At 55.8% G+C, this 26020-nt stretch carries 33 protein-coding genes; 19 read left to right on the top strand and 14 right to left on the bottom strand.

Going from position 1 to position 26020, the window contains the following annotated elements:
• Positions 1-5 precede the first annotated feature (5 nt).
• The gene (locus tag OK409_RS21200; RefSeq protein ID WP_062759009.1) at positions 6-953 is read left to right on the top strand and encodes a LysR family transcriptional regulator; all 948 of its coding nucleotides are present in this window, start codon (positions 6-8) and stop codon (positions 951-953) included.
• On the opposite strand, the gene OK409_RS21195 is transcribed toward OK409_RS21200, so the two are convergent.
• Positions 918-5450, bottom strand: a complete 4533-nt coding sequence (locus OK409_RS21195) for an ATP-dependent helicase (protein ID WP_264367487.1) — start codon at positions 5448-5450, stop codon at positions 918-920. The two genes, OK409_RS21200 and OK409_RS21195, sit on opposite strands and share 36 nt — an antisense overlap.
• A 109-nt stretch (positions 5451-5559) precedes the next feature.
• Complete coding sequence (locus OK409_RS21190) at positions 5560-6750, bottom strand: MFS transporter (RefSeq protein ID WP_132499236.1); 1191 nt, start codon at positions 6748-6750, stop codon at positions 5560-5562.
• 151 nt (positions 6751-6901) lie between these two features.
• Here OK409_RS21190 and OK409_RS21185 point away from each other — a divergent pair, with 151 nt between their 5' ends.
• The 3 genes from OK409_RS21185 to OK409_RS21175 all read left to right on the top strand — a co-directional run bounded on the left by OK409_RS21185 (position 6902) and on the right by OK409_RS21175 (position 8158).
• Positions 6902-7174 (top strand): antitoxin, encoded by a 273-nt coding sequence (locus tag OK409_RS21185; RefSeq protein ID WP_022624564.1) that lies wholly within the window; start codon positions 6902-6904, stop codon positions 7172-7174.
• Complete coding sequence (locus OK409_RS21180) at positions 7174-7539, top strand: type II toxin-antitoxin system PemK/MazF family toxin (RefSeq protein WP_264367486.1); 366 nt, start codon at positions 7174-7176, stop codon at positions 7537-7539. The genes OK409_RS21185 and OK409_RS21180 overlap by 1 nt, the downstream gene beginning before the upstream one ends.
• Before the next feature lie 289 nt (positions 7540-7828).
• A complete protein-coding gene (locus tag OK409_RS21175) occupies positions 7829-8158 on the top strand; it encodes a VOC family protein (RefSeq protein WP_264367516.1) in 330 nt (109 codons plus the stop codon).
• A 124-nt stretch (positions 8159-8282) separates the two neighbouring features.
• Here the strand turns inward: OK409_RS21175 and OK409_RS21170 are convergent, their stop codons facing one another.
• Positions 8283-8900 carry a pyridoxamine 5'-phosphate oxidase family protein gene (locus OK409_RS21170; protein WP_264367485.1) on the bottom strand — a complete coding sequence of 206 codons (618 nt, stop codon included), beginning with the start codon at positions 8898-8900 and terminating at the stop codon, positions 8283-8285.
• Positions 8901-9309: 409 nt separating this feature from the next.
• On the opposite strand from OK409_RS21170, the gene OK409_RS21165 reads away from it, so the two are divergent.
• From OK409_RS21165 to OK409_RS21155, 3 genes are all read left to right on the top strand, one after another.
• Entirely contained in the window at positions 9310-9858 is a 549-nt protein-coding gene (locus OK409_RS21165; protein ID WP_010670580.1) for a GNAT family N-acetyltransferase, read from the top strand.
• A 143-nt stretch (positions 9859-10001) separates the two neighbouring features.
• Positions 10002-10133, top strand: a complete 132-nt coding sequence (locus OK409_RS21160) for a hypothetical protein (RefSeq protein ID WP_264367484.1) — start codon at positions 10002-10004, stop codon at positions 10131-10133.
• Positions 10134-10260: 127 nt separating this feature from the next.
• Positions 10261-10827, top strand: coding sequence for a TetR/AcrR family transcriptional regulator (locus tag OK409_RS21155; RefSeq protein WP_033779949.1), 567 nt, complete (start codon positions 10261-10263; stop codon positions 10825-10827).
• On the opposite strand, the gene OK409_RS21150 is transcribed toward OK409_RS21155, so the two are convergent.
• Entirely contained in the window at positions 10814-11695 is an 882-nt protein-coding gene (locus tag OK409_RS21150) for a LysR substrate-binding domain-containing protein (RefSeq protein ID WP_264367483.1), read from the bottom strand. The genes OK409_RS21155 and OK409_RS21150 overlap by 14 nt on opposite strands.
• A gap of 96 nt (positions 11696-11791) precedes the next feature.
• Here OK409_RS21150 and OK409_RS21145 point away from each other — a divergent pair, with 96 nt between their 5' ends.
• The 3 genes from OK409_RS21145 to OK409_RS21135 are packed head-to-tail and all read left to right on the top strand — an operon-like array spanning position 11792 to position 13010.
• The gene (locus OK409_RS21145; RefSeq protein ID WP_010246860.1) at positions 11792-12097 is read left to right on the top strand and encodes a carboxymuconolactone decarboxylase family protein; all 306 of its coding nucleotides are present in this window, start codon (positions 11792-11794) and stop codon (positions 12095-12097) included.
• Complete coding sequence (locus tag OK409_RS21140) at positions 12097-12486, top strand: tautomerase family protein (RefSeq protein ID WP_045139977.1); 390 nt, start codon at positions 12097-12099, stop codon at positions 12484-12486. The genes OK409_RS21145 and OK409_RS21140 overlap by 1 nt, the downstream gene beginning before the upstream one ends.
• Positions 12483-13010: a DUF4865 family protein gene (locus OK409_RS21135; protein ID WP_264367482.1), complete on the top strand. Its 528-nt coding sequence runs from the start codon at positions 12483-12485 to the stop codon at positions 13008-13010. Before OK409_RS21140 ends, OK409_RS21135 begins: the two co-directional genes overlap by 4 nt.
• A 25-nt stretch (positions 13011-13035) precedes the next feature.
• Here OK409_RS21135 and OK409_RS21130 read toward each other — a convergent pair whose 3' ends face one another.
• A complete protein-coding gene (locus OK409_RS21130) occupies positions 13036-13413 on the bottom strand; it encodes a RidA family protein (RefSeq protein ID WP_264367481.1) in 378 nt (125 codons plus the stop codon).
• A gap of 449 nt (positions 13414-13862) precedes the next feature.
• Here OK409_RS21130 and OK409_RS21125 point away from each other — a divergent pair, with 449 nt between their 5' ends.
• Together OK409_RS21125 and OK409_RS21120 are read left to right on the top strand one after the other, a co-directional pair.
• Positions 13863-14138: a hypothetical protein gene (locus OK409_RS21125; protein ID WP_010246864.1), complete on the top strand. Its 276-nt coding sequence runs from the start codon at positions 13863-13865 to the stop codon at positions 14136-14138.
• Positions 14139-14152: 14 nt separating this feature from the next.
• Positions 14153-14491, top strand: coding sequence for a type II toxin-antitoxin system RelE/ParE family toxin (locus tag OK409_RS21120; protein WP_010246865.1), 339 nt, complete (start codon positions 14153-14155; stop codon positions 14489-14491).
• 294 nt (positions 14492-14785) lie between these two features.
• Here the strand turns inward: OK409_RS21120 and OK409_RS21115 are convergent, their stop codons facing one another.
• Together OK409_RS21115 and OK409_RS21110 are read right to left on the bottom strand one after the other, a co-directional pair.
• A complete protein-coding gene (locus OK409_RS21115) occupies positions 14786-15106 on the bottom strand; it encodes a hypothetical protein (RefSeq protein ID WP_010670571.1) in 321 nt (106 codons plus the stop codon).
• A gap of 115 nt (positions 15107-15221) precedes the next feature.
• Positions 15222-15917: a B3/4 domain-containing protein gene (locus tag OK409_RS21110; protein ID WP_264367480.1), complete on the bottom strand. Its 696-nt coding sequence runs from the start codon at positions 15915-15917 to the stop codon at positions 15222-15224.
• A gap of 43 nt (positions 15918-15960) precedes the next feature.
• Between OK409_RS21110 and OK409_RS21105 the strand changes: the two genes are divergently transcribed.
• Positions 15961-16563 carry a helix-turn-helix domain-containing protein gene (locus tag OK409_RS21105; protein ID WP_264367479.1) on the top strand — a complete coding sequence of 201 codons (603 nt, stop codon included), beginning with the start codon at positions 15961-15963 and terminating at the stop codon, positions 16561-16563.
• 5 nt (positions 16564-16568) lie between these two features.
• On the opposite strand, the gene OK409_RS21100 is transcribed toward OK409_RS21105, so the two are convergent.
• Positions 16569-17075: a MarR family winged helix-turn-helix transcriptional regulator gene (locus OK409_RS21100; RefSeq protein ID WP_022624551.1), complete on the bottom strand. Its 507-nt coding sequence runs from the start codon at positions 17073-17075 to the stop codon at positions 16569-16571.
• Positions 17076-17212: 137 nt separating this feature from the next.
• Here OK409_RS21100 and OK409_RS21095 point away from each other — a divergent pair, with 137 nt between their 5' ends.
• The 4 genes from OK409_RS21095 to OK409_RS21080 all read left to right on the top strand — a co-directional run bounded on the left by OK409_RS21095 (position 17213) and on the right by OK409_RS21080 (position 20445).
• Positions 17213-18370, top strand: a complete 1158-nt coding sequence (locus OK409_RS21095; RefSeq protein WP_033768766.1) for an MFS transporter — start codon at positions 17213-17215, stop codon at positions 18368-18370.
• 67 nt (positions 18371-18437) lie between these two features.
• On the top strand, positions 18438-19130 hold the full coding sequence (locus OK409_RS21090) for an aspartate/glutamate racemase family protein (RefSeq protein ID WP_033760791.1): 693 nt from the start codon (positions 18438-18440) through the stop codon (positions 19128-19130).
• Positions 19131-19163: 33 nt separating this feature from the next.
• Positions 19164-19493 (top strand): DHCW motif cupin fold protein, encoded by a 330-nt coding sequence (locus tag OK409_RS21085; protein WP_010670565.1) that lies wholly within the window; start codon positions 19164-19166, stop codon positions 19491-19493.
• 211 nt (positions 19494-19704) lie between these two features.
• Positions 19705-20445, top strand: coding sequence for a YoaK family protein (locus OK409_RS21080; protein WP_029519590.1), 741 nt, complete (start codon positions 19705-19707; stop codon positions 20443-20445).
• Positions 20446-20491: 46 nt separating this feature from the next.
• On the opposite strand, the gene OK409_RS21075 is transcribed toward OK409_RS21080, so the two are convergent.
• A complete protein-coding gene (locus OK409_RS21075; RefSeq protein WP_031591123.1) occupies positions 20492-21217 on the bottom strand; it encodes an SDR family oxidoreductase in 726 nt (241 codons plus the stop codon).
• Between the two features lie 99 nt (positions 21218-21316).
• Here OK409_RS21075 and OK409_RS21070 point away from each other — a divergent pair, with 99 nt between their 5' ends.
• On the top strand, positions 21317-22201 hold the full coding sequence (locus OK409_RS21070; RefSeq protein WP_010246879.1) for a LysR family transcriptional regulator: 885 nt from the start codon (positions 21317-21319) through the stop codon (positions 22199-22201).
• 20 nt (positions 22202-22221) lie between these two features.
• Here the strand turns inward: OK409_RS21070 and OK409_RS21065 are convergent, their stop codons facing one another.
• Together OK409_RS21065 and OK409_RS21060 are read right to left on the bottom strand one after the other, a co-directional pair.
• Positions 22222-22617, bottom strand: coding sequence for a cupin domain-containing protein (locus tag OK409_RS21065; RefSeq protein ID WP_010246880.1), 396 nt, complete (start codon positions 22615-22617; stop codon positions 22222-22224).
• A gap of 116 nt (positions 22618-22733) precedes the next feature.
• The gene (locus OK409_RS21060; protein ID WP_033768778.1) at positions 22734-23750 is read right to left on the bottom strand and encodes a substrate-binding domain-containing protein; all 1017 of its coding nucleotides are present in this window, start codon (positions 23748-23750) and stop codon (positions 22734-22736) included.
• 424 nt (positions 23751-24174) lie between these two features.
• Between OK409_RS21060 and OK409_RS21055 the strand changes: the two genes are divergently transcribed.
• Positions 24175-24369 carry a hypothetical protein gene (locus OK409_RS21055; protein WP_010246886.1) on the top strand — a complete coding sequence of 65 codons (195 nt, stop codon included), beginning with the start codon at positions 24175-24177 and terminating at the stop codon, positions 24367-24369.
• A gap of 469 nt (positions 24370-24838) precedes the next feature.
• On the opposite strand, the gene OK409_RS21050 is transcribed toward OK409_RS21055, so the two are convergent.
• The 3 genes from OK409_RS21050 to ycgZ all read right to left on the bottom strand — a co-directional run bounded on the left by OK409_RS21050 (position 24839) and on the right by ycgZ (position 25968).
• Positions 24839-25093 (bottom strand): biofilm/acid-resistance regulator YmgB/AriR, encoded by a 255-nt coding sequence (locus tag OK409_RS21050; protein WP_010246887.1) that lies wholly within the window; start codon positions 25091-25093, stop codon positions 24839-24841.
• Between the two features lie 161 nt (positions 25094-25254).
• Complete coding sequence (locus tag OK409_RS21045) at positions 25255-25548, bottom strand: hypothetical protein (RefSeq protein ID WP_264367478.1); 294 nt, start codon at positions 25546-25548, stop codon at positions 25255-25257.
• Positions 25549-25722: 174 nt separating this feature from the next.
• The gene (ycgZ, locus tag OK409_RS21040; RefSeq protein ID WP_010246891.1) at positions 25723-25968 is read right to left on the bottom strand and encodes a regulatory protein YcgZ; all 246 of its coding nucleotides are present in this window, start codon (positions 25966-25968) and stop codon (positions 25723-25725) included.
• Between the last annotated feature and the right edge of the window lie 52 nt (positions 25969-26020).

The raw sequence follows: 26020 nt of genomic DNA, 5'->3' as shown, positions 1-26020 counted from the left end.
GCACAATGGCGATCGATATGGCGCTGCTGGATGCCGTCGTGGCGGTGGCAAAAGCGGGAGGGTTTCGGGAAGCGGCACGCGTCACCGGCAGCAATGCGTCACGCCTGAGCGATGCGGTACGACGGGCGGAACAACAGCTGGGCATTCGTCTGTTTCACCGCACCACCCGCACTGTGGTGTTAACCGAAGCGGGCAGGGCGCTGATGGAACGTCTGCTGCCCGCGATCAATGAAGTTAACGCCGCGCTGGATGCGGTTAATCGCTACCGTAACACCCCTGGTGGCACGCTGCGGCTGAATGTGCCGGTCAGTGCAACCCGGCTGGTGCTGCCCGCGCTGGTGCCGGAATTTTTGCAGCGTTATCCCGACATCCGGCTGGAAATTGTGGCGGAGAGCAGCGTGCAGGATGTCTTTCGAGACGGTTGTGACGCCGGAATTCGTTATGATGAGCGGCTGGAGCAGGATATGGTGGCGATGCCCATTGGCCCCAGACAGCAACGGTTCGCGCTGGCGGCTTCTCCGGCTTATCTGGCAGAACATGGCCGACCGGAACATCCGCGCGACCTGATCCATCATCGCTGTCTGCGTGGCCGTTATGCCAGCGGCATCATGGCTGACTGGACCTTCAGCCACGAGGGCGAAGAGATCAGCGTTGAAACCAGCGGGCCGCTGGTGGTTTCGGTCGGTGGCGCAATGGATCTGGCGGTGGAGGCGGCCATCGCCGGAAGCGGCGTGATATATCTGTTTGACGAGTGGCTCAGGCCAGCCCTTGACAGCGGCAGGCTGGAACCGCTGCTGCAACCCTGGTGGCTGACTTTCTCCGGTCCGTGGCTCTACTACAACGATCGCCGCCTGATCCCCGCTCCGCTTCAGGCATTTATCGACTTTGTCCGCGAAAAAAACGGGCGCGAAAACAACTCAGCTATACCAGCTAAACCCCTGTGGTACCCGTGAAAATCCGGCATGTCGCAACGCGTTAAGCAGCGGTGACTGCGAAACCGGTTCACCATCGACCTTCTCCAGCGTGAAACTCGCGGGCTTTTCACGCTTCAGTGCCAGGCCCAGCGCCGCCACCGCGATCTGCTGCAGCGCGGGATCGTCGATGAATGTCAGCAACTCTTTGCCTCCCGGCGTCAGGTAGAGTACCAGCGCGCCGCCTGCAATCACCACGCGTCCCCCCTGACGGCGGGTCGGGCGGATGCCGCTGGCGTGGAGCGGCCAGCTCAGCAACGCGCCAAACGGATTCGCCGGGTCCGGTGCGGCCAGCGCCACAGCCTCTGTCGCGGTCAGCGGCTTTTCTGCCAGCTCCCGCAGCCGCTCAATGGTGTTATGGTCGGCAAACTGCGCGCCGCCCGCACCAGCGACAAACCGGCCACGCAGCAGCCGTCCGGCATCTTCCATGCTGCGTAATACCGGCTGTAACGCCGGGAATCCGCCTGGGATCTGTTCCGATATCGCGCTACCCCGGCTGATCACCCCATAACGGTCGAGAAGATTTTCCACCAGCGACAGGGCCAGCCGGGCAGGAGCAATCTCCTGTCGGTTAACCCGCGACCAGCGACCAGCCAGCGTGTTGACCGCCGGTCGGCGTGCAGAAAGTGCGCCCGGGGCGAAGCGCTGACCAAAACGGGTGCGCAGGGTACGCGTGGGACGTGAACGGGGTGCGCCTGGCGTGGTCAGCAGCCCACGCACCGCAATCCAGCTATCGGCAGTGACATAGCCCTGCCACACCAGTTGCCACAGGGCAGCATAAATGTCGGTGGTTTGCGTTTCTGCCTCGTCCATCAGTGCCATGATCTCATGAACAAACCACGAGCCACCCCGGCTAAGGGCGTCGAGAGTCGCCTGCTGAATCGGCGTCAGAGGCTGCGTAGTGTCAATCACCGGCAGTGTTTCAGCGGCATATTCCGTGAGGTGCAGCGAGATCAACCCATCATTCTGACCCAGCGCTTTGTGTCCGCACCAGGTAACCTCGCCACTGGCTAACAGTTCATCGAGCATCGCGGGCTGATAGTCGGCTATCCTGGCGCGCAGGATTTGTGACTCCCACAGCGAGGCCGGTAGCGGCACGCCCGTAAGTTGCTCAACTACCCGCAACAGCCCGCTAACCCCGTGATGCTCTTCACGCTGCGTGTTAAGCACACCGTGACGCTCCAGCAGCAGGCTGATCCAGGCGGCAGGTAGAACAGGCCGGGTTGCTTCACGTGCTGATTGCAGTGAACGTAAGCGTAACCGTTTGAAGATCTCTGTGGAAACCCACTCCGTTTCCGATGCGCCCTCTGGCGAACCCATATTGAGCAGGTTGCCCTGCTGATGAAGGGAAAGCAGCACCTCATTCACAATGGCGATACCCAGACCAAAATGCGTGACTAGTTGTCGGGCGGTGAACAGGGTATGGGTTCGGGCGTAGCGGTTAATGAGATCGCGGATCGGATCGGCCTGCGGCTCCAGAAATGTTTCGGGCAGATCGTCAGGCAGTACAACGGCCAGTGCGTCGCGCAGGCGGGCTGCATCTTCAATGATCGCCCAGCGCTCTTCACCGGCAAGGGTGATTGGGATCATTCGCTGCGCGGCAGCAAACTGCGTTATGGCTTCCGCGATCTGCTGAGCGTTGCCACTGAAACGTGCCGCAATACCGGCAACCGCGAGCGGGCCAAGATCGCGCAGCAGATCGATAATGCCTTCGGCGTGTTGTGCCTGATAGCGGGAATCGATGCGCTGCAGTTCCTGTTCAACCTGCTCAACGACGTCAGGTGCCAGCAAATCACGCTTGCTGGTCTGGCCGAGCAGCTCACCCAGCAGGTTACTGTCGAGCGCCAGCAGTGAGGCGCGCCGTTCTGCCTGGGGGGCGTCGCTGGCGTAAATAAACTCTGCAACATAGCCAAACAGCAGCGGCGCGGCAAAAGGGGAGGGCTGTTCGGTCGTCACCTCGACCAGTTTTACCTTTCCCTGTGCCATCTGTTCCATCAGCTGGTGCAGGGCAGGCAGATCGTAGACATCCTGCAGACATTCGCGTGCGGTTTCGATAAGGATTGGGAAATCGTCATACTGTCGTGCAACTTCCAGCAACTGACCGGCGCGCAGCCGCTGCTGCCAGAGCGGCGAACGTTTGCCCGGATTTCGCCTCGGCAGCAGCAGAGCGCGTGAGGCACATTCACGGAAGCGGGCGGCAAACAGCGCCGACTGACCGACACTCTCAGTGACCTCCCGGGTCAACTGGTCAGCGTCGAACATAAACAGGTCAGCGCCGGGTAATACTCCCTCGCTGGCGGGAAAGCGGGCCACGATGCCGTCATCGCTGGCCGCAACAGAAGCATCAATGCCCAGGCGTTGCTGGATTCGGGCGGCAATCGCCAGCGCCCAGGGCGCATTGACCCGCTTTCCCCAGGGCGAATGCAGGATCACCCGCCAGTCGCCGATTTCGTCACGACAGCGTTCGATCAGCAATGTGCGATCGTCCGGCAGTACGCCGGTCGCGGTGCGTTGTTCAGCCAGCAAAGCCAGCAGATTCATGACTGCGCGGGCATCCAGCCCCAGCGCGCGCAACTGCTCCTGCGCGTCTACCGGTGAAGCCGCACTCAGATGACGCAGAAACAGCCCGAGGCTGGCACCCGATTCGGCCGTGCGGCCCACACCTTCTCCGCGCCAGAAAGGCAGACGAGCCGGACGACCTGGCGCAGGCACCACCAGTACCTGGTCGTGAGTAATCTGCTGAATCCGCCATGACGTTGCGCCCAGGGTAATAATGTCATTGACCCGCGACTCATAGACCATCTCTTCATCCAGCTCGCCGACACGACGTGAGCCAGCCTGCTCTTCGCCTTCCGGCAGGATGACGCTGAACATGCCGCGATCGGGAATGGTGCCGCCGCTGGTCACGGCCAGATGCTGAGCGCCGGGTCGCGGCGTCAGCAGTCCGCTCTGACGATCCCACACCAGCTGCGGCCGCAGCTGAGCAAAAGCGTCTGAGGGAAACTTACCCGCCAGCATATCGAGCGTGGCATCAAACAGCCGACGCGACAGAGTGCGAAACGGATCGGCCCGGCAGACCTGCGCGTACCAATCATCGACCTGTAAGGGATCCATTGCGACGGCCGCCAGGGTTTGCTGCGCCAGAATATCGAGCGGGTTACGCGGCGGAACCAGCGCATCGAGCTGGCCCGCACGCATTGACTGCAATATGACGGCCGAATCCAGCAGATCGCGTCGGGTGCGCGGAAACAGAATGCCGGTTGATACGCCGCCAACCTGATGTCCGGCGCGTCCCACCCGCTGCAGTGCGCTGGCGACTGAAAGCGGTGCGCCCACCTGGATCACCAGATCCACCGGCCCCATATCAATGCCCAGTTCAAGACTGGAAGTCGCCACCACGCAGCGCAGTCTGCCCAGCTTCAGTGCGGCTTCAATCTCGCCTCGCTGCTCCTTCGAGACGGAACCGTGATGTGAGCGGGCAATAAGATCGTCACTGTCATCGGATTCCGCATCCCGATCGCCAGCGGCTGTCTGCTGCGCCAGATAACGCGCATTGAGCCGCGCAGTCAGCTTTTCCGCCAGGCCACGCGAATTCACAAACACCAGCGTGGCGCGATGGGACATGACCTGCTGCAGAATGCGCGCTTCAATGTGCGGCCAGATCGAACCGCTGGCAGAGGTGGCTTCACCGGTCAGGTCATCGGGGCTGGCAATATCGGTCATATCTTCGACCGGCACCTCGATGGTCAGGTGCAGCGTCCGGTCGGCGGCCGGATTAACGACCTGAACGGGCTGACAGCCGCCAAGGAAGGCGGCCACCCGCTCAACCGGTCGGACCGTAGCGGAAAGCCCGATACGCTGGGCGGGCTGTGGCAGCAGCGCATCCAGCCGCTCCAGGCTCAGCGCCAGCTGGGAACCCCGCTTCGATCCCGCCACCGCATGCACCTCATCGACGATGACCGTGGTCACGCCCTGCAGCGTCGTTCGCGCTTTTGAGGTCAGCATCAGAAACAGTGACTCGGGCGTGGTGATCAGGATATCGGGCGGGCGGCGCACCAGCCTGGCGCGCTCTGCACCGGGCGTATCGCCGGATCGCATTCCGATATTCAGAGTGATCTCTGGCTCATTCAGCGCCTGCCGCTCAGCGTAAACGCCTGCCAGCGGCAGATTAAGGTTGCGCTGTACGTCCGCGGCCAGCGCTTTAACCGGTGAAATATAGAGTATGCGGGTGGTCGTTTCACGTGCAGGTGAGGGCTGCGCGGTTCGGAACTGAAACAGCGTGTCGATGGCGGTGAGGAAGGCCGCCAGCGTCTTCCCTGAACCGGTCGGGGCGATCACCAGCGCATGCTCTCCGCTGGCTATCGCCTGCCATGCCGCCTGCTGCACCGGCGTGGGTGCAGCAAAGGTGGCAGAAAACCAGCGTCGTGTGGCGGATGAAAACCGGGCTAAAACCGCATCAGAATGGGATTTCGACATCATACTCACGGTATCACGCAGCAACTGCGCCTGAAATTAATCCGTTGAGTGTAAGTGAAAATTGCCGTTTGTGGATGACGCGGCAGATATCTGGCCGCGTCGGGCGGGTTTATTAACTGGCCGCTCCGGCTAAAGCGCGACCTCTGATCGCCAGCAGCGACACCAGTGCCAGCACGATAATAGTCATGCCATAGAACCAGGCGGTCTGGTTCAGCCCGATATGGGGCGCTGCCATTCCGGCGGCAATCGCAGGCAGGGCAAAGGCGAGATAGCTTTTGATTAAAAAGGCGGAGAACAGTCCGGCGCGTTCATGACTTTCAGCTAACTGCATAATGATCTTCAGCACGCTGGAGAAAATCGATCCAAATCCCTGACCCGCAATGGCAGTGCCGAGATAGAGCCAGGCCACGCTGTGCAGAGAAAGGCCCGCAAGAGTGACGCTGACGCCCGCTATCAGCATCAGCGTACCGATAACTAATGCCCGCGCAGGCGGTAACGGGCGAAAGAGAAATACTGCTGCCGTTGCGCTCAGCATCAGCGTCGCCACAATCGAGCCGCCGATAAAAGGCGAGGTCAGGCCGGTTGCGTTCGCCACCATTGAGGGCATCAGTGAAAGGTAAAATCCGCCCAGCATCCAGGTTGCGATATTAACCGGCGTCACCATTAACAGCGGGCCCAGCGCGCGTCGCGGTATGCTGACCTGAGGTCGCAGTGCGGCCAGAACACCCGGCTGAGGCGCAATGGTTTCTGGTATTAGCGGCAACAGCGCCATGGCAACCAGCATCAGTATCAGCAGCAGCGCGTAAAGCGTCACCGTGGGAAAGGGCGCAAAGGTGACCAGTATGCCGCCCGCCAGCGTGCCCAGCGTCATCCCCAGAAAGGCGGTGAATGAGTTCAGCAGTGGCCCACGGGTTTTACTGGCGTCAATCAGGCTGGCACCAAAGGTCGGTAAGGCAATACCGGTTGCAAAGCCCTGCACCAGCCGGGCGGCGATTAAGGTGGTGGCAGAGTTGGCAGACATAAAGATCACCAGCGCGACCGCATTGATCGCCAGCGCCAGCAGCATCAGCGGGCGGCGGCCGGTATAGTCGGACACTTTACCGACCGTCAGCAGCGCGGCCAACAACGCGAAAGCATAGGCACCAAAGATCAGCGTCAGCATGGTCGGCGTCAAATGGAACAGGCTGCGATAAAGTGGGTAGAGCGGCGTTGGCGCACTGCTGGTGGCGGAAATCAGCGCCGCACCGGTAAAACTGAAAAGCGTGGTGCGGGCAGCAGCCTGAGGCGTCAATGTGGGGTTCATGAAATTACCTTAATGCAAAGTATTAGCTTTTAATAAGGTATACGGCTATCTGTGCCTTAATGCAATATCTTTGCTTTAACCTATTTTGCTGTGTGACTTAGTGTCACCCTGTGGTAAGGTTTGTGTTACTAAGTCACACATGGGAGGAGATATGGCTTCAACAAGACTTCGTCAGCAGGGCGGGGCGGTCGTGCTGACTATCCCCAGCGAGATTGCTGCCAGAGCGGGCTGGACTGTTGGCATTGAGCTGGACGTCACCGCAGAAGGCGAATCCGTGAATATTGTGCCGGTAACGCGTGTACCACGCGGTCGCCGCACAGTTGCTCAGTTGCTGGCCGGTATCGATCAGCAGGAAATTCAACAGTATAACGAAGAGGCCGCGGACGGGCTGAACGACGCGCCGCAGGGCAGGGAGCATATCTGATGGTTTCAAGGAGAGTGCCGCAGAAAGGCGAAATCTGGCACGTTAATGGCGATCCGGTTGAAGGGCGAGAGTTTAAAGGGCCGCATTATTACCTTGTTATCTCGCAACGGGAGTTGGTTGCGGCTTTGGGAACGGCAGTTTGCGTGCCGGTAACAAGTGGCGGCGGCGCATCACGCTCACAGGGCGTGACCGTTTATCTGGACGGTAACAGCACAGATACCGGCAAAGTGAGCGGCGTGGCGCTGTGCTATCAGGTGCGCTCGCTTGACCTGACTGCGCGCAGGGCAAGCTATGCCGCCACCGTTGAGCCACATGTTATGGATGAAATATTGTCTTTGGTCGTAGACCTTATCGACCCGCGGTAAATCAACACTGGCTGACAGTTAAAGCTTAATAATTATAAATTCCTGGAAAGCATAAAGGTCTGGTCCATATTGTAATTGTGTGACCTGATGCAAGCGTTACAACCCCAAATGGGGCTCGTTTATGCTAACTCACATCCGCTCTCCCTTTGCCTGCGCTTTGTCTCTCCGGGCCGCTTTCCTGCACTCTTCTCTGTCCGTTTCCTGATACGTGTTGTTATGTGCTTTGCGGGTTTTTTATCAATAATATTTCGGCGAGTCTCACTGTTAATAACAATCAGGGAGCCAGATGATGAAGATAGCTGAGATCGATCATATCCATCTCTACGTTGAAAATATTGAACAGGCAGAAAAGTGGTACAACGAGATCCTGGGCTTTGAACGCGACCCTTCCCTGTACTTCTGGTTTGAACAGGGTGGGCCGCTGGTCATAAGAAATAACAGGGCATCACTCTCTCTTTTCCTGCGAAAATCTCAGCCACCAGGCCATACGGTGGCTTTCAGCGTCAGCGACCATGACGTGTCGATGTCCGTCTATTTCAGCGATCTCAGCAATAATAAAATTGAAGTGACCTCTTACGACTACCTGCATGCAAAGCAGATACTGGAGAGCTTTGCGTAACGCTATCGCTGTTTGCGCTTAGAGGCGTGACTGCAGGCGCACTTGTGATCTCCGTTCCGAAAGTATAAGTACTTCACTTATCAGCACGCCGGATCAAGTGAAGCCTCCAGGCCCTGAACGGCGATTAGTAAAGTGAGTTCTTCAATCTCTCAGGCAGCGCTTTGTCGTAGGCATCGCCATCAATCTCTGCAATCTGTTTGAGGATGGAACCGGTGCTGGGCAGCGATTGCCGTGAGATCTGCGTTTCGGCATCCCATAATCCGGAGCGAATAATCGCCCGGCTGCACTGAAAGAAAACGCTCTCCACAGTGATGCGCAATACGGTTTTTGGCAGCTGATTGTTGATGGCAAAGCGCTCAAGCAGCGCCGGGTCGGTGCTGATTGCTGCTGTGCCGTTCACGCGCAACGTCTCGCCAATGCCAGGGATGAGAAAAAGCAGCGCTACCCGATTGTCATGCAGAATGTTGCGCAGGCTGTCGATGCGGTTATTGCCGCGTCTGTCGGGTAATAACAGGGTCTTGTCATCTTCGATTTCGAGAAATCCGGCCGGATCGCCGCGCGGTGAAACATCCAGTCCCTCGGGCCCCGACGTTGCCAGCGCCACAAAAGGCGAGGCGGCGATAAACGGACGATAGGCGGGATGAATATGATCCGTCTCTTTAGCGACAGAGGGCCGGGCGACCGTGCCGTAAAGACCTTCAAGTACGGTAAGTTCAGTGATAATGCTGCTCTGTTCAGCCATTTTTGCACTTTCCTTTCACTATTCAGATCCTCATGACGCTGAAGGTGAGACTACACAGACCCGACGCGCCAGTTTAAGCAGCACTTTAACACCCATGCAGCGTATTCAGAACCCGTGCGCCACCCTTTATGGCAATCGCCCCAGGTGAATCCGTCTTCCCGCCGCGAAAACAGCTTATTACCTGGGGCGGCAACCTCTTTCCACCCTTTACCAATATCAGAAGCACAACACAACGTAGTGACAGCCTCTGATGAGAGATCCATATTTTGCAATCAGATGAGTACAAAACCGCGGCTTGTGCTCTGAAATTAGCCACCGTTCGTTAAGAGTATTAACAGAGTTGGTGACAGCAGAAGTTGCTGATATAAAGAGTAAAGATTGCTTATTCAGCACCCAAAAGGAGCGCAGGATGGTTTGGGAATCAGAGCGGCTGCTCTACAGATATACTCTTCGCGAGGATCTTGACGACCTCTTCAGAATTTATGGCGACCCCGAAACGCATAAATTTAACCCGCGAGGTCCATGGCCCGACAGAACGTATGCCATTCAGGCCATAGAGCGCATATTACAGAGCTATCAGGAACAGGGTTTTGGCGACTGGACGATATTTGAGAAAGCCCATCCGGATAAAATTATTGGTTTTGGCGGTGTTTTCAGAAGCCAGTTTGACGGTCGTCAGACGAATAATCTCGGTTACCGGTTTGAGCCAGCTGCCTGGGGAAAAGGGTATGCCACCGAGCTTTCCCGCAGAGCCATTCGCTACGGATTCGAAGAGGCCGGGCTGAGCATCATTACGGGTGTGACGCGCGAAAACCATCTGGCTTCGCGGCGGGTACTGGAAAAAGCGGGCCTGACCTTTTTGAAAAAGGTCGACGATCCTGAGGGGTTGCCTCCCAGCCTGATGTACACCCTTACACGACGTGACTGGCTTGCGGCTGGCAACATCGTTACCGAATAAGTTTGATCTTTCCCGTTTGTGATTCAGGCGTGGCGAAATCTGCGCCACCTTTTCGCACCAGGTCCCTTTAAACCCTCTCTTATCCCGCGATTAATACTCCGCTGTGTGGATTACTTTAGCCATCTTAATCAGGGGGAGGCTTTATGGATATTCGTACAATTTTTATTTCAGCAGTTATGACAGTCAGTCTTTTATGGATAGGCGCATCAGATAACCGTTCGTCACATCTCACCGCCGAGCCGGTTAAATCTGTCCTGAGTAAGCTGCAGCCTTGATTCTCAATCCTCCGATAGCACACATTAGCGCCTGCTCAGCCTGAGATGCGGTACACTGCCGGTATCTGTTAATGCAACTTCGTTGCTTTAACCATGACGTTCAGGCTGATAAAAGCGGGAGAAAGAGATGGCGAGGGAGATGATTCGGCAGGGTGGGCGCAGCGCACGTATTCAGGCGGAAGTGCATAACACCGTTAACCGCTTGCTTGAAACGCTTGATCGTTCAGCTATTACAGTGCCGATGATCGCCGAACAGGCAGGTGTGACACCTTCCACGATCTATCGGCGCTGGGGCGATCTGTCCCAGTTGCTGGCGGATGTGGCCGTGGCACGGATGCGGCCCATTGCAGAACCGGAAGATACCGGATCGACGGCCGGCGATCTTACCGCGTTCATCCAGCAGTATGCTGAAGAGATGTCGTCCAAAGTCGGTCGTGAGCTTCTGGCTGATGTGATAGGAAGTCAGGCTGAAGCGGCGAGCCAGAAATGCTGTGGGTTTACCTATCAGCATCTTGAAACACTGAAAAGTCGGGCCGAGGCACGCGGCGAATCAGGCTTTGACGTTGATCGCATCATCGATGTGGTCGTGGCGCCGGTGATGTTTCATATTCTGTTCGGCGACCGCGACATCTCAGCAGAATACTGTTCGTCTCTGGTTCAGCGGGCATTTCAGACAGCAGTCAGCGCTGAATAAAGGGCAGGGCGGCTTGCGTGATCAGATGCTGCAAGAGTGCTCGCGCCGGATCGTTACCCTGATCTGAGCGGGCGAGCGCGATACCCAGATAGCCGGGCATTGGCAGCCGGTGTGATTCAATCACCAGCGTCTCCGGCAACCCTGCGCGGGTGCGCAGGGTGATGCCCAGCCCGGCCTGTAATGCCGCCCAGATCCCGCTAAGACTGTGGCTGGTGAACACTACCCGCCACGGAATACCTGCCTTATCCAGCGCCTCGATGGCGCGCGATCGCATGACACACGGCGCATCGAATGCCACCAGCGGCAGCGGCTCGCCGCGCTGCAGATATCCCGCCAGATCAAACGCCGGATGCTGTATCCAGGCTAACGGACACTGACCAATTAACTGCGTGCCAGCCTGCTGCTCTGCCTGCCACAGCAGTGCCAGGTCCAGCTCATGACGGGCCAGTGCCGTAAGCAGCGGCAGATTTCTGTCGACGCGTGCGGTCAGCATCACATCCGGATGCTGCCGGTTGAACGCGCCGAGAATGGCCGGCATCAATGCCTCGCCAAAATCCTCCTGCATCCCGATGCGTATTTCGCCCTGTAACGCTTCGCCTTTCACTGCCCGCAATGTCTCATCGTTCAGCGACAGCAGGCGTCTGGCGTAACTCATCAGCTGTTCACCGCTGCGGGTCAGCTGCACATGACGCCCTTTTTTCATCACCAGCGCCGTGCCGCATTGCTGCTCAAGTTTCTTAAGCTGCGCACTGACGGCCGAGGCAGACCGACACAGATGCTGTGCCGCCAGGGCAAAGCTGCCGGCATCAATGCCCGCGACGAAACTGCGTAGCGCATCCATATCGAGGGACTCCGGTACCTTATTCATTATTGTCCTGTATTTATGGATGGTAAGAGCTGATTAATTTGATTTTCAGGATTGAAGGCCTGAGTGACACTCTGTCTCACCACTGAGGAGTGTGCAATGAAAAAATCGCTTGATCGGGAAACACTGGCGCAGCGCGCGCCAAAACTGGCCGAACTGACACAGCAGGTGCTGTTTGGCGATATCTGGCAGCGCGAACTGCTGTCACCGCGTGAACGCAGCCTGCTGACGCTGGCAACGTTAACCGCGCTGGGGCGGGTCCAGCAGCTGCCGTGGCACATCGATTTCGCCCGGCAAAATGGACTGACGCAGGATGAGCTGGTGGAGAGCTTCACGCATCTGGCGTTTTACGCAGGCTGGCCCGCCGCCGTCACCGCGCTGGGTTATCTGGAGGATAATCACTGATGCCCTTTACCCGAATTACCCTGCGTCAGGGCTACAGCGAGGCGGCTCTGCATCAGATTTCCACGCTGCTTCAGCAGGCGCTGGTCGCGGAATTTGACGTTCCTGAGCATGATTGCTTTCAGGTGATTGAGATGCTGCCCGCCGGACAGCGGGTATTTGATCGTCACTATCTCAGCGGCGGGCGTAGCGATAATTTCGTGCTGTTTCAGGTGACAGCAGGCCGACCGCGAACCCGACAACAGAAGCAGCAGTTTTATCATTCACTCTGTACGACGCTTCAGGCGGAGATGGCGATCGATCCTGACGACGTGATGATCATCATTCAGTTTAACAGCACCGAAGAGTGGAGCTTTAGCGGCGGCCGGATGCTGGCACAGGAGGCGTTATGATTATCATGCACTACCGTTTTACCCTGCCCGCTGACTACGACATGGGCATCATCGAACAGCGCATCAGTCTGAACGGAGCCCGGCTTGATGGCTTTCCAGGGCTGGTGGCCAAGGCGTATCTCTACACCTGCCGTGATGATGACGGACAGAATGAAAACCGTTATGCGCCGCTCTATTTCTGGCGGGAGGCGAGTGGTATGCAGCGTTTCCTGCAAAGTCCTGGCTTTGCGACGCTGGTCAGGGATTTTGGCTGGCCGATCATCGAAAGCTGGCTGGCGCTTGAGGGGCTGACCCACATGCCGGATCTGGCCGATGCCCGCTTTATAACGCTGAACCGCTGGACGATTCCACCGCATTCAGACCTTACGACACTGCCGGTAACAACAGGGATCAGCGCCTGGGATGTGAGCCGCTGGCAGGGAGTAGACGTTAAAGCTTCACACCAGCGCCCCGCTGGCGAGCAGGAAGTCTATCGCATCGGTTATCTGGCGCGGGGCGCAGCCGCCGCGGATCTGCAGCTCTAGCATCGGGAATGTCGCTGTTTTCTACTCAGAGGGCAAAAATGGCTTCAATCTCTATGCGCAGGTCAGTGGAGAAAAGTCCGCTGACCTGTACCAGTGAGCTGGCCGGCAGATGCTCGCCGTAGTTGCGATAAAGCACTTCCCGCAACGCGGTGATCTCTGTGAAAGAGGTGATGAATATCGTGACCTTCAGCAGCGATGCGAGCGACGTATGCTCAGCCGCGGCAACCGCCCTGAGTTGATTAAAAATGGCTTCTGCCTGTTCAGCCATATCTCCCTGCTGAGCCGCCGTACCGAAAGCGGTCAGCCCAGAGACATACAGCGTTTCGCCATGTTTTACTGCGTGGACATAAGGCGCTTTTACTTCGCCCAGTTGCGGATAATTTTTGCGTTCTGGCATCGTCATATTTTCCTCTTTTAAGTGATTTCATACCATACAGGCTACTGGCATTAAAGCAGGCTGAGAGTCGATAGCGGGTTGTGTTAACAAATCGGCAATAGGCAGAAGAGGTGATTGCTGGTGGTTAAGGCGATCTTTGACGATTTCAGTCGATTTCAGACATCAACGCCGGTCCTGTGTTGCGTGCTATATACAATACATTGAATAGCATGACTACCTTCTGATTTTAAACCTATCAGGACGATGCCTTGCCATCCAGATTCAGTAACGTGGATAGGGTGGATAAATATGTACACGATTTCACTCGTAGGTTATATTCATCCTATGACCCTCGGAAAAGAGAGGGGCAGTTCAAATCTTACGGTCTGTGAAGTTTTTTAATCAACGATGAAATCTGGATGGCTCTACCGGCAATCCCTTTGATTTTACCCGTCCTGTCTAATCGGAAATCATGTATGAACTCAAATCAAACCATGTCCCAGAAGCTTGCCAGAGACAGTCTCGGAAATGCTGCCGCCTTCGAAGGAGGAGTATACGTAACAAAAAACGGCGTCTCTGAACTCTTCATCCAGACTGCTGCTGAGCGTCAGGCTGAGATTAGAGAGATCGAGCAGGAAAGAAACATAAACGCCCTTTTCAAGCTGGCCTTGCAAGCTAAAAAGGAAGTCGCTGATGGCAAAGGCATGACCCCTGAAGACGTTCTGGGAAGGTTACGTGCCGCAAGAAAATAATAGAGAGGCTTTGAGTGTCAGAACAATATCAGCTGGTAATCGCGCCTCTGGCTGAACAGTGTCTCAAGGACATTGAGTCCTATAAGAGCGGAACAGTTGGGGCGCAGCAAGCGGCTGCATTTGTCGATAATCTACTCATGGATTCAGTCGACAATATCAGTCAGGATCCTGAAAGGTATCGCTACAATGCTTATCTTTCAGAGCGCGGGCTTTTGTTACGCGAACGTCTTGATGTTGAAGGAGAGTATCGTGTTCTGTACGATTTCGTGGACAATACTATCCAGATTCTTCTTTTCGTTAGCATGAAACAGGATTTCGGAAATTTGCTCTACAGATACAACATACTGAAATGACGCTCAGGGCCCGCTAATGCGGGCTTTTTCATAATGAAAGCTTATGGACGTAAGTGCCACTGTCAGCATCCCCGTTTTAGTTTCACTCAATTTTTGAGATTTCCGGATTCTCAGCCATCAGCCCATATTCTTCCGGCATCAGGTTATCAGGGATTCATAAGCCCGCTTACCTGTTAGTCGTAGACAAAAAACACTTTAATTTCAGATGTGTAGGGATAAGCCAGGACGGGCGCGGCCATAATGATGACCAGCGCGAAATCATATGAATAACGATATGAACACGCCCGTCAGAAATCAGCGTTTCAGCAATTGCTGGCAGGCGAGGTTATCCTGCACGGCGCGCTGTTGCTCATCAGGTGTCAGTTGCTGCCAGCGAGCAATCACGCTGCTGCCCAGCCCCGGTTTATAAGTGATTTTTTGCAGCGCATAATCAGAGTTGCCGCCTTCAATGACGTTCTGCATCTGCCGGTCGAGGGGCTGCTTACTATCATGATCAATCGCGCAGAACACCGCGACGTAATACGCCTTATCTTCCTCACTGTCCTGTGGGATAAACCACCAGGCGGTCAGGGCGAGGATCAGCAGCAGGGGCAGGATATATTTTACTTTAGCCATTTTAGTCACCGGTTGAGTGCCGTTAAGTCAGCCGGGTATGGCCAGACGCAGGGCGCGTATCCTGCCACAGTTTCCGCTCACCGTTAACCTTGTTCAGCCGCTGTTGAGGCAATGTTCAGTTTGCTGGCGCTTCAATCAGCGTCGTACTGATTTGCGCACCCGGCATCATCTGCTGTAATCCCGAAACCAGATCGTCGCTGGCCTGTTGCAGCGCGGAGAGCGGCATAGCGGGCAGACTTTCCAGAATGAACCACATCTGCTGCGCACTGGCATCCAGTCGGGTTCTTACACCCTGACGCCAGTTCCAGCGGCGACAGGTCACGCCCTGATCGTCGCGCCAGATCACTTCGCCCGGTTCCGGCGACTCATAAACCACCTCGCCCTCTTTAACGGTATCGAAACGTTCACTGCCGTCAGCTATCACCAGGCGTGGCTCGCCAGCATAGGCCGCGATATTTTCACCTCCGACCGGCAGCGCATAACGAATGCTGATGGCGTTATAGAGATCGACAACCGGATCGATGGCAGGCAATGCGCCATCCCGCAGCACACGCTTACGCAATGCTTCTGTCGAACAGGGTGTACGTTTCGCTTTGGCACCAAAGGCTTTAAATACCTCAGCCCAGGCGGCGAGATGCGCGTCTGCCCACGTCGCATCATCATTTAACACCTGCTGGCATGCGCTTTTCAGTGCATCGCTGGCAACGTCTGGTCGGGTAATCGGTGTGGCTTCCACCACAATACTCATGGCACGAAAGCCGGGAGCGAGCGCGAAAACAGTGGGATCGATTGACGGATGAACAGATAACATCGGATACTCTCTCAGTGACTAATTTATTTCATAGTAATGACCGATGACCAAAAAAGTCAATATAACGACCGATGCGGGTGCCGATGTCGCCAGTGTCAATCAGGCTGTTTCGGACAGCATCAAAATCTGGCGTAAAAGTCAGAAACTCTCGCTGGATGAGTTATCACGCCGGGCTGGCGTCAGTAAAGGCATGCTGGTGGAGATCGAAAAGGGTGCCGCCAATCCCAGCATCGCCATTCTCTGTAAAGTGGCTGCCGCGTTGGGCGTCTCGGTGGCAGATATCGTCAACGTTTCGCATGCGCCTGACGCCTGGCTGATTGAGAACAGCGAAATGCCCCGGCTGTGGCAGGGTGAGCAGGGCGGTTATGCGCAGCTGCTGGCGGGAACCCGTGGGCCGGATATGATCGAGCTCTGGCGCTGGCAGATGTTTGCGGGCGAAGCTTTCCGTTCTGCCGGTCACTCCTCAGGCACACTCGAACTGTTGCATGTCGAGCAGGGCACGCTCGCCTTAACGGTGGGTGAGCAGACCCTGGTGGTGCAGCAGGGCTGTGCAGCCGTAGCGCGAACCGATATGCCGCATGCCTATGCCAGTGCCGATCACCTGCCGGTTATCTTCACCATGACAGTGGCCGAACTGCAGCGCTGACGGCGCTATTCTGCGGCGGTCGCTTCGCCTGGACACGCCAGCAGCAGCGTTTTAAGCAACCTTTCCAGTTCGGCACGCTCTGAAGCGCCAAGCGGTGCCAGCAACGCCTCCTGCGTAGCGGTATGGACGCGGAGTGCATGCTCAATCTGCTGCTGCCCGTGGGGCGTCAGCCCGACCAGCATGCTGCGCTTATCCTCTGGCGCGGCAATACGCTCAATCAGATGCTGCTGCTCCAGACGGTTCAGACGATTTGTCATCGCACCGGACGTCACCAGCAGCGCCTGGTAGAGCTGGGTGGGCGACAGGCGAAAAGGCGATCCCGCCCGTCGCAATGTCGCCAGCACATCAAATTCCCCCTCCTGAAAACCAAAAGGCTCCAGTGCCTGACTGCGCGCTTTCGCCAGATGTTTCATCAGACGCAGCACCCTGCCGAAGATCCGCATTGAAGAGGCGTCGAGATCGGGCATCGCGTCGTCCCACTGACTGACAACGAAATCAATATGGTCATGCATAAATCACCTTTAAATATTGTGGTTATGTTGTCGGGTTGTGCGCAGCCTCTTAACACCGGGGGAAATTTATCTTAACGTTAAGATAAATGGTGGCAGCCCGGTGCTGTCATCGTCAATCCTCTGTTAAGGCGTCGATGATGAAAAATAAGGTGTTGTTCCCCATTCTGTTTGCCGTGATCGCTTTTCTTATCGGGCTGAATCTGCGGCCTATGCTGGCGATTATCGGCCCGCTGTTCCCGGTGTTGCAACTGCAGGCCGGGCTGTCGGCGATGACGTTCAGTCTGCTGACCACGCTGCCAGTGGCGATGATGGGTCTGGCCGCACTCTCTGGCCCGTGGCTGATCGCCCGCATCGGGCCGGTAAAGGGAATCGCCGCCGGTTTGCTCTGTCTGACGGTCGCCTGCCTGTGGCGCGGGGTTACGCTTACTCCCTCTCAACTGCTGCTCACCGCGCTGGCGGGGGGCGCAGGGATTGGCGTGATACAGGCGCTGATGCCCGCTCTGATCCGGCAACGCTTTGCTGAGGCAGCGGCGACGCTGATGGCGCTGTTCAGCACGGGCATTATGGCGGGCGCGGCACTGACTGCTGCCGGTGCTGACCCGCTGTTTTCATGGCTGGGCCTGCAACCCGCGCTGGCGCTTTCCGGCGGGTTAACGCTGGTAACACTGCTGATCTGGCTGACTTTAGTCAGGCGATCGCCGCAGGTGAGCGTGGCCTCTGATGCAGCGACGCTGCCTGTGCGGCGTACCCTGTTGCTGATGCTCTTTTTCGGCATTGGCACGGGTGCTTATACGTTAGTGCTGGCCTGGCTGCCGCCATTCTATATTCAACTGGGCTGGAGTGCTCGCCACAGTGGCTATCTGCTCGCCGCGCTGACGTTAACCGAAGTGGTGGCAGGATTCATTGTCTCGGCGACGTTACATCGCTTTCCCGATCGCCGTCCGCTGCTGCTCGGTGTGCTGGCCCTGTTGCTGCTGGGGCTGCTGAGTCTGGTCTTTTACCCGGGCACGATGCCGATACTCTCTTCACTGTTACTGGGTACGGGCATCGGTGCGCTCTTTCCGCTGTCGCTGATCGTCACGCTGGATCATGCGCGCAGTGCCAGAGAGGCGGGCATTCTGCTGTCACGCGTGCAGGGAGGCGGATATCTGATTGCGGCTCTGATGCCGCTGCTGGCAGGCTGGGTGCGTGATAGCGGCACGTCAATGACCCAGGCCTGGCTGATCATGAGCGCTGGCGTGGTGCTGTTGATGGTGATTGCCCGACGCTTCAGACCTCAGAACAGTATCAACTGAACAAAGCCGTTGCCGATCAATGTCGATCTGGCATGCTGGAATAAAACCCCTGAACCCGGAGTGCATTGTGAAAGTCATTGGTCTGTTAGGAGGTATGTCGTGGGAGTCTACCGCGCTTTATTACCGTATTCTCAATCAGCAGGTTAAACAGCGGCTGGGCGGCCTGCACTCGGCGGAGCTGGTGCTCTATAGCGTGGATTTTCAGCGCATTGAGCAGCTACAGGCCGCGGGCGAGTGGCAGCAGGCGGGAGAGATACTGGCTGAAGCGGCACGCAATCTGGAACGGGCTGGCGCGCAGTTCATCGTACTCTGTACCAACACCATGCATAAAGTGGCAGCACAAATCAGCGCCGCAACGGGCATCCCGCTGCTGCATATCGCCGACGCCACCGGACGGCGCATTCAGCAGGCCGGGGTGCGTAAGGTCGGATTACTGGCGACGCGATTCACCATGGAACAGGATTTCTATCGCGGGCGACTTCAGCAGCAGTTTGGTCTTGAGGTGATCACGCCGGATAGAGAGGATCGGATTTTTGTGCATGAGGTGATTTACCACGAACTCTGTCTGGGCGAGATCAATCCCGCGTCGCGTCGCCGTTATGGTGAGATCATGCAGCAGCTGGTCGCGCAGGGCGCGGAGGCCATTATTCTGGGCTGCACCGAAATCACACTGCTGGTGGATGCCACGGATGCCAGCGTGCCACTGTTTGATACCACGCTTATCCACGCGGAAGAGGCTGTTACCCAGGCTCTGGCCTGACGTTTATCCTGCACTTAGCCTTGAGGGAATCGCATGAAAATTGAAAATCTGCCGTTTGGCCTGACCCAGTGGGATCAGATTGAAGAGACGATTCATCCCGGCGACCAGGGGCAGGCGACCTGGCGAACCGTGAAGTTTAACGATATCCGGGTGCGGATGGTCGACTATTCACCAGGCTATGTCGCCGATCACTGGTGCACAAAGGGCCATATTTTGCTGTGCATGGCGGGTGAGTTGCACACTGAACTGGCAGATGGTCGCCGTTTCGTGCTGACACCGGGCGTCAGCTATCAGGTGGCGGACGATGCTGAACCACATCGCTCCTTTACGTCCACAGGCGCGCAACTCTTCATCGTTGACTGAGTTCACCGTCAGCCTCTCTGGTGATCACCTGCTGGTGAATCATCGCGTCGTTGACACTTTTAAAAGTAAACTGAATCAGCTTTATAAAAATCAGCAAAATTAATGGCTTATTTCATCAGAGTTATCTGGTTCTGACAGGAATAATTTCCATCAGGCTGTATGCTGGAAGCCTTATAAGAACGTTTTGCATTCACCTGAGGTGGGGAAGCCTGTGCTGATAAAAAAGAAGAAAGTTCGTTCGCATACCGAAGATCGACTGCTGGCGCTGGTGCTTGCCACCACCGCCGGCATCCTTAATGCCATGGCGCTGGGCGCGTTTGGATTTTTTCCATCGCATATGACCGGTAACACGTCGCAAATCTCCCAGGAAGTGACCACCAGCGACCTCCATACCATGCTGTTTTTGATGGCACTGATTATTGCCTTTGTGCTGGGTTGTACCGTTGCCCGGCTGGCGGTGGTAGTGGGGATCAGACATAAGTTACGCACCATATTCTGTCTGATCATTCTGGCGGAAGGGGCGGCACTGACGGCGGCATCAATCTTTGAAATCGTGTTCTACCGGCCAAGCTTTAACGGGGAAGTGCTATTAATGCTGGGCTTTTTAATGGGGATTCATAATGCGACCTCGACGCAGCTCTCCAATGGCCGCGTCAGATCGACCCACATTACCGGCACGCTGACCGATGCGGGTATTGCGCTGGGGTCGTGGATCTTTGCCCACACGTCCCACGCCGTGCATCTTGAAACCGACGATCGTCGCTTTTTCCAGAAGGTTCTGCACACCCATCTGACTACCGTGTTTTCATTCCTGAGCGGCTGTATTGCCGGTCTGCTGCTGTTTAAAGTCTATGGCTTTAACGCCATGGTTGGACTGGGGATATTTCTGATGCTGGTGGCACTGACGGCCATCGCCATCACCGTGCAGCGTACCCGCAGAAGCCTCTACTGACAGTAAAACCGCCCGCCCGATGCACACAGCGCATCGGGCGGGTTGCTTACTGCTGCGTTCGGGTTGGCCGCACCACGATTTCGTTCACATCCACCTCTTCAGGCTGTTCAATGGCATAGCGAACGGCGCGACCAATGGCGTCCGGCTGCAACGCGATAGCGCGATAGTGCTGCATCGCCTCGGCGGCTGCCGGATCGGTAATGGTTGATGCCAGCTCGCTCTCAACCACACCGGGATGGACACAGGTCACCCGTAGCTGACTGTTCTCCTGCCGTAATCCGTCGGAAATCGCCCGCACCGCAAACTTAGTGGCGCAGTAGACAGCTGCGGTGGGCGACACGGCCAGCGCCCCTATCGACGCGATGTTGATGATGTGACCGCGCTGGTGGGCCAGCATGGTCGGCAACACTGACGCAATGCCATACAGCACCCCTTTGATGTTTACGTCGATCATCTGTTCCCACTCTTCCACCCGCAGCGACGCCATCGGTGACAAGGGCATAATACCGGCGTTATTGATCATTACATCCACCCGGCCCCATCTCTCCAGCGCATACTCAACAAACTGCGTCATCTCTTCGCGGCGCGTAACATCAAGCGCTTTGATCGCCACCTCTGCACCATTGAACTGCAGCTCTTCAGCAAGCGCGGCCAGGCGGCTTTCCCGCCGCGCACCCAGCAGCAGAATGGCATCTGTTTTCGCCAGTTCACGTGCAATGCCTGCACCGATGCCGCTTGAGGCGCCGGTAATTAAAATCACTTTCTGAGTCATTTTGTTTCTCCAGTCAGGTTGTCACTGGCGATCATACGGCGACTGGATTATAAAGATAATCCACCGAACGCTTTACGCACTGGTAACTCAATCTGACCAATGAATGCCGATAAAAATGCTCTCGAAGTTTTTGTGATTGTGGCGCAGACGCGAAATTTCCGGCTGGCCGCAGAACAATTGGGTGTTACGCGTCCGGCGATCAGCCAGAGTCTGCGGCGTCTGGAAGACCGGCTTAACATCACGCTGATGCAGCGCACCACACGATCGGTTCAGCTGACAGAAGCCGGACAGCGGCTCTATGCCGAAGTGGCGCCGGCGATCAACCAGCTCAATCGCGCCGTGACCGATATTGCCGAACTGGCTGCGGAACCTCGGGGCCAGCTGCGGCTGGCGATCTCCTCGATTGCTGAGCGGATGCTGGGGGGAGAACTGCTGGCAAGCTTTATTACCGCTTATCCGCAGGTGGAGGTGGATATCACCGTCACCGATGAGGAGTTTGATATTGTCGGGCAGGGCTATGACGCGGGTGTGCGGCTGGGGGAGGTGATTGCTCAGGATATGATTGCGGTGCCGGTATCCAATGCGCAGCGTCAGGTGGCGGTGGCGTCACCCGCCTATCTGGCTCGCGCAGGCACGCCGCAACATCCTCAGGATCTGGTCAATCATCGCTGCATCGGCTGGCGAAAAGGGCCTGGTCTGGCCCCTTATCGCTGGGAGTTCGCAGAGCAGGGACGCGAGTTTGATGTTGCCGTCAATCCGCAACTCACCACCAATGACATGGGGGTGATGATTCGCACCGCCTGCGCCGGGGGCGGCATCAGCTTTGGCATGGAAGAAACCTTCCAGCCTTACATCGCACGTGGCGAACTGGTGACCCTGCTCGATGCATGGTTGCCTGCCTTTGCCGGCTTCTATCTCTATTTTCCAAGCCGCAAAAATCTGGCCCCCAAGCTGAGGGCGCTGATCGATCACGTCAGACTTTAGCGACAGAATGCACGTCTGATTTAGCGCTGATATTGCTGATCGCTGACCTGCTCCAGCCAGTCAACCGGCGAGCCGTTCAGTGACTCAGCGATAGCAATATGCGTCATGGCGTTATCCGGCGTTGCACCGTGCCAGTGCTTCACGTTTTCCGGGATCCAGACGATATCACCGGTGTTCATCACCTGAATGGCTTCACCCTCACACTGAATCCAGCCCTGGCCATGCGTGACGATCAGGGTTTGCCCGAGTGGATGGGTATGCCATGCGGTGCGGGCACCCGGTTCAAAAGTCACCGTTGCGCCACCCACGCGGGCGGGTTCGGTTGCCTGGAATGGCGCATCAATCCGAACCGTGCCGGTAAAATATTCAGCAGGTCCCTTACGCGAAGGCAGCGATCCGTTGGCGATAATTTTCATTACTCACTCCTGTTGTTAACGTGTCATGCACAGTGTAACCGGCAAGCCGGAGCGTGATTAGCCCGCTCAGTCGGCAAACGGTTATGAGCCGGGCTCATTAATTGCCTGACAGTTTTTCAGGCTGTCATGTTGTAACGGGTGATGATGTTGATTTTAGAGTAGGGCGCGGGCGGTTCTGAGGCGGGCAAAAATCCATGAAACGCCAGCAGCGTTCTGAAAGCGTGCAGCGCATCAAGCTGTAAATTATGCTCGATTAATGCATCAATTTTACCGGCCTGCAGCAGTGCACGATTCTCACGATCGAGATCGTGACCAATAAAAGCGTTAACCGTCCGCTTTTGTTCGGCAAAAGCGCGCAGTATGCCGGGATTACCGCCACCGACTGTGTAGACCGCATCTGCATCCGGATGGCTCTGCAAGAACTGTGTCACCGACTGCTGCATCCGGGCGTCAATGCCATAACCGCCTGCTACCACGCTCACCTGATGCTGGGGCGCAAACTCCTGCATTGCTCGCTGAAATCCCTGAATTCTCTCCTGTTCGCCAATGAAATCGTGACTGCCGGTCACAGCCACAATATGCGAACGACTCACCCGCAGCCATTTTGACATCAGAAAAGCCGCCACTTTACCGGCATCAAAATTATCCATGCCGATATAGCGCAGGCGCGCGCTGCCGGGCAGGTCACTCATCATGGTGACCACCGGAACGCGTTGTTTCAGCAGTGATTCAAGGGTGGGATGAAGTTCACCAGAACAGGCTGCCTTAAGAATGACGCCGTGACTATGCAACGCTTTTTTATTCAGCAGCGCGTTAATCGCCTCCGCAGTCAAATTCGCGCCGAAGTGGAAACGCAGCTGAAGTTTAAAGGCAGTAAAACTGGCAATCTGACTGCTGAACGCCTCACGTATCAGTGGCTGAAAGCGGTCAGGTGTATGCATGATGACGTCGAAATAGATCGTTCTTCCCCTGGCGAGTCCCGCTTTTTGCATCAGTTCCAGGTCCGCTATCGCCTGCTGGATTCGGTGCTGGGTTGTGGCATGCACGTTGCCGCGCTGATGCAGTGCCCGGTCGATGGTCGCCAGACTGAGTCCCGACTGGGCAGCAATCTGTTTCAGGGTAAATTTAGCCATGTGCTGCTCGTGACACCAGAGGATGACGATAGTTTTATCATACTGCTGGCCATTGTCAGATGATCATTTAACACAGGCTGGTCAGAACATATCAGGCAGGGAAGCCTGCCGCGCAGGTTATCGCAAAAAACAGTGAGTCGAAAAAGTGTTTATAACACATTCAGCCAAAAGTCTGTTTCCGCGATATATAACTATCCAACTCTCAATATACATGGGCATAAATAGATTACAGCGGTTGCTACCACGTTTTGGCTATTTATAGCTTCAGGGCTGCATGGGGTGAAAATAAAGCAAGATAATATTCTGAGGTTGTATAGTTAATAACCTTTTTGCCGCTTCGCTTATATTTCCCGCTTGACGGCTTTTTTGTTTTTTGGCTCCCGCTAATGATAGACTGTATATGCATACACCATCGGGAGGTCGTGTGAAGTACGACAACGATAATGAAATCCGCGCGCTGGTTGGTGCGGTAGTCAGTGATTTGATCAAGGCGGGAGAGCCGGTTCATTTCCACGACATTACGGACGCGCTGTTTCGCCTGAGCGAAGAGACGCGTGACAGCAGGCTGAAAGCATTGTGTCAGGAAGCGATAAGCTTTTTCACTCGTAAGATGCATTAAGGTTGCCAGGCCTGATGCCGGGCGTTGTCCCGGCCTGTGTCATGATAGCGGCCCTGCTACCTTTGACATCGGCGAGAATAAGAGGCATTGCATATTGCTGGCAGCCATTAAAACGGATTTTTTGTGAGTCGTTTGTTTTTTATTCAGCGAGACGGTTGATGACCGCATTAAAAATGTCAGTCAGATCTTTCTGTTGATTATTCATTAGGGGTGGCGAATTTCTGATAAAGAAGTTCGCCTTTTCATTGGCAGGTCTTATTAAGCCTGAATGATCATCATCTGGCATGATTGCAAAAAAGCGTTATCGTCGGGATCAAATCCCTGCTACATCATTAACCTGCAAAAGAATTTTTATATCGGATAATTTCTGTGTGGCATATCGGGTATACAGCGAAAGTGAGGGAAGGAAACAAAAGCGGGCGAGGGGGAAGAGTATCCTGCGTTACCAGAGGTAACGCAGAATGGCGTATCAGATGCCGGTATCGTCTGGCGTGCGGCCAACCACGATTTCCAGCGTTTTGCGTAACACATCCAGCCTGACAACATCTGAAGTGCATTCCAGTTCAGCGATCAAATAGAGGATGATCGCTTTATTGGTTACACGTCCCTGATCAGCAACAATGTCACGAATCACTGCGCCCAGCAGTTCAGTTTCCGGAGCAAGCTGATCGCCTGCGCTACGGAAGTAGTCAATGATTGAAGAATCTGATGATGAATGCTGCATGATTATTCTTTCTCTGAGGAAAATGGGTCAGATGCAATGGTTGAAGTCAAAAACGAGTGTAGGCGCAGTTTTCGTTTTGCCCAGCCCGCCTTAAAAATTCTGTTCAGGTCTGCCGCTTCGCTTAAAATTAGCCGCATGTATCAGGTACGCAGTACGCTCAATCAGTGCTTTTTCGAACCTTCAGGCGGGCCATCACTGTTCATACGATGAGCCGTGTTATCACGTTCGGCACCGTCGCCCTGCACGCGTTTGCGCACGGCAACCATACCATTACGGACTTCAGTGATGGCTTTGCGAATCACTGACACTTTCACGGCGTCGTCAGCATCAGCAGCCATCAGTTCGAGCTGTGCGATTAAGGCGTTGCTGGATACCGGTTTGTCTGACTTGAGTAATGTCAGAACGGCTTCGCCGATCATAACATCTGTCAGTTTCTCATCTTCACTTCTGTACATACTGGCTTCTCTGATTGCGAATCAATGGCCATGCTGCGGGTCCGTATGCGTCAGCGGGTGCGACTTAGTGCACCCGATACGGGAAGCAGAACTGGGCTTTATTGCTAGGATAGATCTTCCTGGGTGATGGCTGAAACAGGCGTCCTGATTAACATGCACGACCGTGAGAGGGCATTAATCTTCGCGACGAAACAGCATCGCAATGAGTTCATGCAGATGACTCTCTTCTTCTGGCGTGGCAGCCAGTTCAAGGCGACTCAGCAGTTTACTGCAAATCGTTTTCCGACTAAGGCTATGACCTGCGCGCAGAATTTCCACCACAACCGAACCCAGCGTCTCCTGTTGCGACGGTGAGCTGGCCTGATTAAAGTAACGGGCAATATCGCTGATCGTTTCCGGGGCTTGTCCGTTCTGACGCATGTTGTTGTCCTCAGGTGATTTAAATGTATGCACTCTGGATGCGCAAGTTATA

This window comes from Pantoea sp. RG18, from assembly GCF_025910075.1.
In the GTDB taxonomy this organism is placed as follows: Bacteria; Pseudomonadota; Gammaproteobacteria; order Enterobacterales; family Enterobacteriaceae; genus Pantoea; species Pantoea agglomerans.
This window is presented reverse-complemented; position numbering and strand designations above follow the sequence as displayed.

What these genes read in the sequence shown, in the direction of transcription:
- OK409_RS21070 (WP_010246879.1), top strand. Translation starts at nt 21,317, where the DNA reads ATGAATGCCGATAAAAATGCTCTCGAAGTTTTTGTGATTGTGGCGCAG.
- OK409_RS21105 (WP_264367479.1), top strand. Translation starts at nt 15,961, where the DNA reads ATGACCAAAAAAGTCAATATAACGACCGATGCGGGTGCCGATGTCGCC.
- OK409_RS21130 (WP_264367481.1), bottom strand. Translation starts at nt 13,413, where the DNA reads ATGACGATGCCAGAACGCAAAAATTATCCGCAACTGGGCGAAGTAAAA.
- OK409_RS21190 (WP_132499236.1), bottom strand. Translation starts at nt 6,750, where the DNA reads ATGAACCCCACATTGACGCCTCAGGCTGCTGCCCGCACCACGCTTTTC.
- OK409_RS21065 (WP_010246880.1), bottom strand. Translation starts at nt 22,617, where the DNA reads ATGAAAATTATCGCCAACGGATCGCTGCCTTCGCGTAAGGGACCTGCT.
- OK409_RS21180 (WP_264367486.1), top strand. Translation starts at nt 7,174, where the DNA reads ATGGTTTCAAGGAGAGTGCCGCAGAAAGGCGAAATCTGGCACGTTAAT.
- OK409_RS21100 (WP_022624551.1), bottom strand. Translation starts at nt 17,075, where the DNA reads ATGCATGACCATATTGATTTCGTTGTCAGTCAGTGGGACGACGCGATG.
- OK409_RS21125 (WP_010246864.1), top strand. Translation starts at nt 13,863, where the DNA reads ATGAACTCAAATCAAACCATGTCCCAGAAGCTTGCCAGAGACAGTCTC.
- OK409_RS21085 (WP_010670565.1), top strand. Translation starts at nt 19,164, where the DNA reads ATGAAAATTGAAAATCTGCCGTTTGGCCTGACCCAGTGGGATCAGATT.
- OK409_RS21160 (WP_264367484.1), top strand. Translation starts at nt 10,002, where the DNA reads ATGGATATTCGTACAATTTTTATTTCAGCAGTTATGACAGTCAGTCTT.
- OK409_RS21145 (WP_010246860.1), top strand. Translation starts at nt 11,792, where the DNA reads ATGAAAAAATCGCTTGATCGGGAAACACTGGCGCAGCGCGCGCCAAAA.
- OK409_RS21050 (WP_010246887.1), bottom strand. Translation starts at nt 25,093, where the DNA reads ATGCAGCATTCATCATCAGATTCTTCAATCATTGACTACTTCCGTAGC.
- OK409_RS21195 (WP_264367487.1), bottom strand. Translation starts at nt 5,450, where the DNA reads ATGATGTCGAAATCCCATTCTGATGCGGTTTTAGCCCGGTTTTCATCC.
- OK409_RS21095 (WP_033768766.1), top strand. Translation starts at nt 17,213, where the DNA reads ATGAAAAATAAGGTGTTGTTCCCCATTCTGTTTGCCGTGATCGCTTTT.
- OK409_RS21045 (WP_264367478.1), bottom strand. Translation starts at nt 25,548, where the DNA reads ATGTACAGAAGTGAAGATGAGAAACTGACAGATGTTATGATCGGCGAA.
- OK409_RS21075 (WP_031591123.1), bottom strand. Translation starts at nt 21,217, where the DNA reads ATGACTCAGAAAGTGATTTTAATTACCGGCGCCTCAAGCGGCATCGGT.
- OK409_RS21150 (WP_264367483.1), bottom strand. Translation starts at nt 11,695, where the DNA reads ATGAATAAGGTACCGGAGTCCCTCGATATGGATGCGCTACGCAGTTTC.
- OK409_RS21110 (WP_264367480.1), bottom strand. Translation starts at nt 15,917, where the DNA reads ATGTTATCTGTTCATCCGTCAATCGATCCCACTGTTTTCGCGCTCGCT.
- OK409_RS21200 (WP_062759009.1), top strand. Translation starts at nt 6, where the DNA reads ATGGCGATCGATATGGCGCTGCTGGATGCCGTCGTGGCGGTGGCAAAA.
- OK409_RS21140 (WP_045139977.1), top strand. Translation starts at nt 12,097, where the DNA reads ATGCCCTTTACCCGAATTACCCTGCGTCAGGGCTACAGCGAGGCGGCT.
- OK409_RS21155 (WP_033779949.1), top strand. Translation starts at nt 10,261, where the DNA reads ATGGCGAGGGAGATGATTCGGCAGGGTGGGCGCAGCGCACGTATTCAG.
- OK409_RS21175 (WP_264367516.1), top strand. Translation starts at nt 7,829, where the DNA reads ATGAAGATAGCTGAGATCGATCATATCCATCTCTACGTTGAAAATATT.
- ycgZ (WP_010246891.1), bottom strand. Translation starts at nt 25,968, where the DNA reads ATGCGTCAGAACGGACAAGCCCCGGAAACGATCAGCGATATTGCCCGT.
- OK409_RS21135 (WP_264367482.1), top strand. Translation starts at nt 12,483, where the DNA reads ATGATTATCATGCACTACCGTTTTACCCTGCCCGCTGACTACGACATG.
- OK409_RS21170 (WP_264367485.1), bottom strand. Translation starts at nt 8,900, where the DNA reads ATGGCTGAACAGAGCAGCATTATCACTGAACTTACCGTACTTGAAGGT.
- OK409_RS21165 (WP_010670580.1), top strand. Translation starts at nt 9,310, where the DNA reads ATGGTTTGGGAATCAGAGCGGCTGCTCTACAGATATACTCTTCGCGAG.
- OK409_RS21115 (WP_010670571.1), bottom strand. Translation starts at nt 15,106, where the DNA reads ATGGCTAAAGTAAAATATATCCTGCCCCTGCTGCTGATCCTCGCCCTG.
- OK409_RS21060 (WP_033768778.1), bottom strand. Translation starts at nt 23,750, where the DNA reads ATGGCTAAATTTACCCTGAAACAGATTGCTGCCCAGTCGGGACTCAGT.
- OK409_RS21185 (WP_022624564.1), top strand. Translation starts at nt 6,902, where the DNA reads ATGGCTTCAACAAGACTTCGTCAGCAGGGCGGGGCGGTCGTGCTGACT.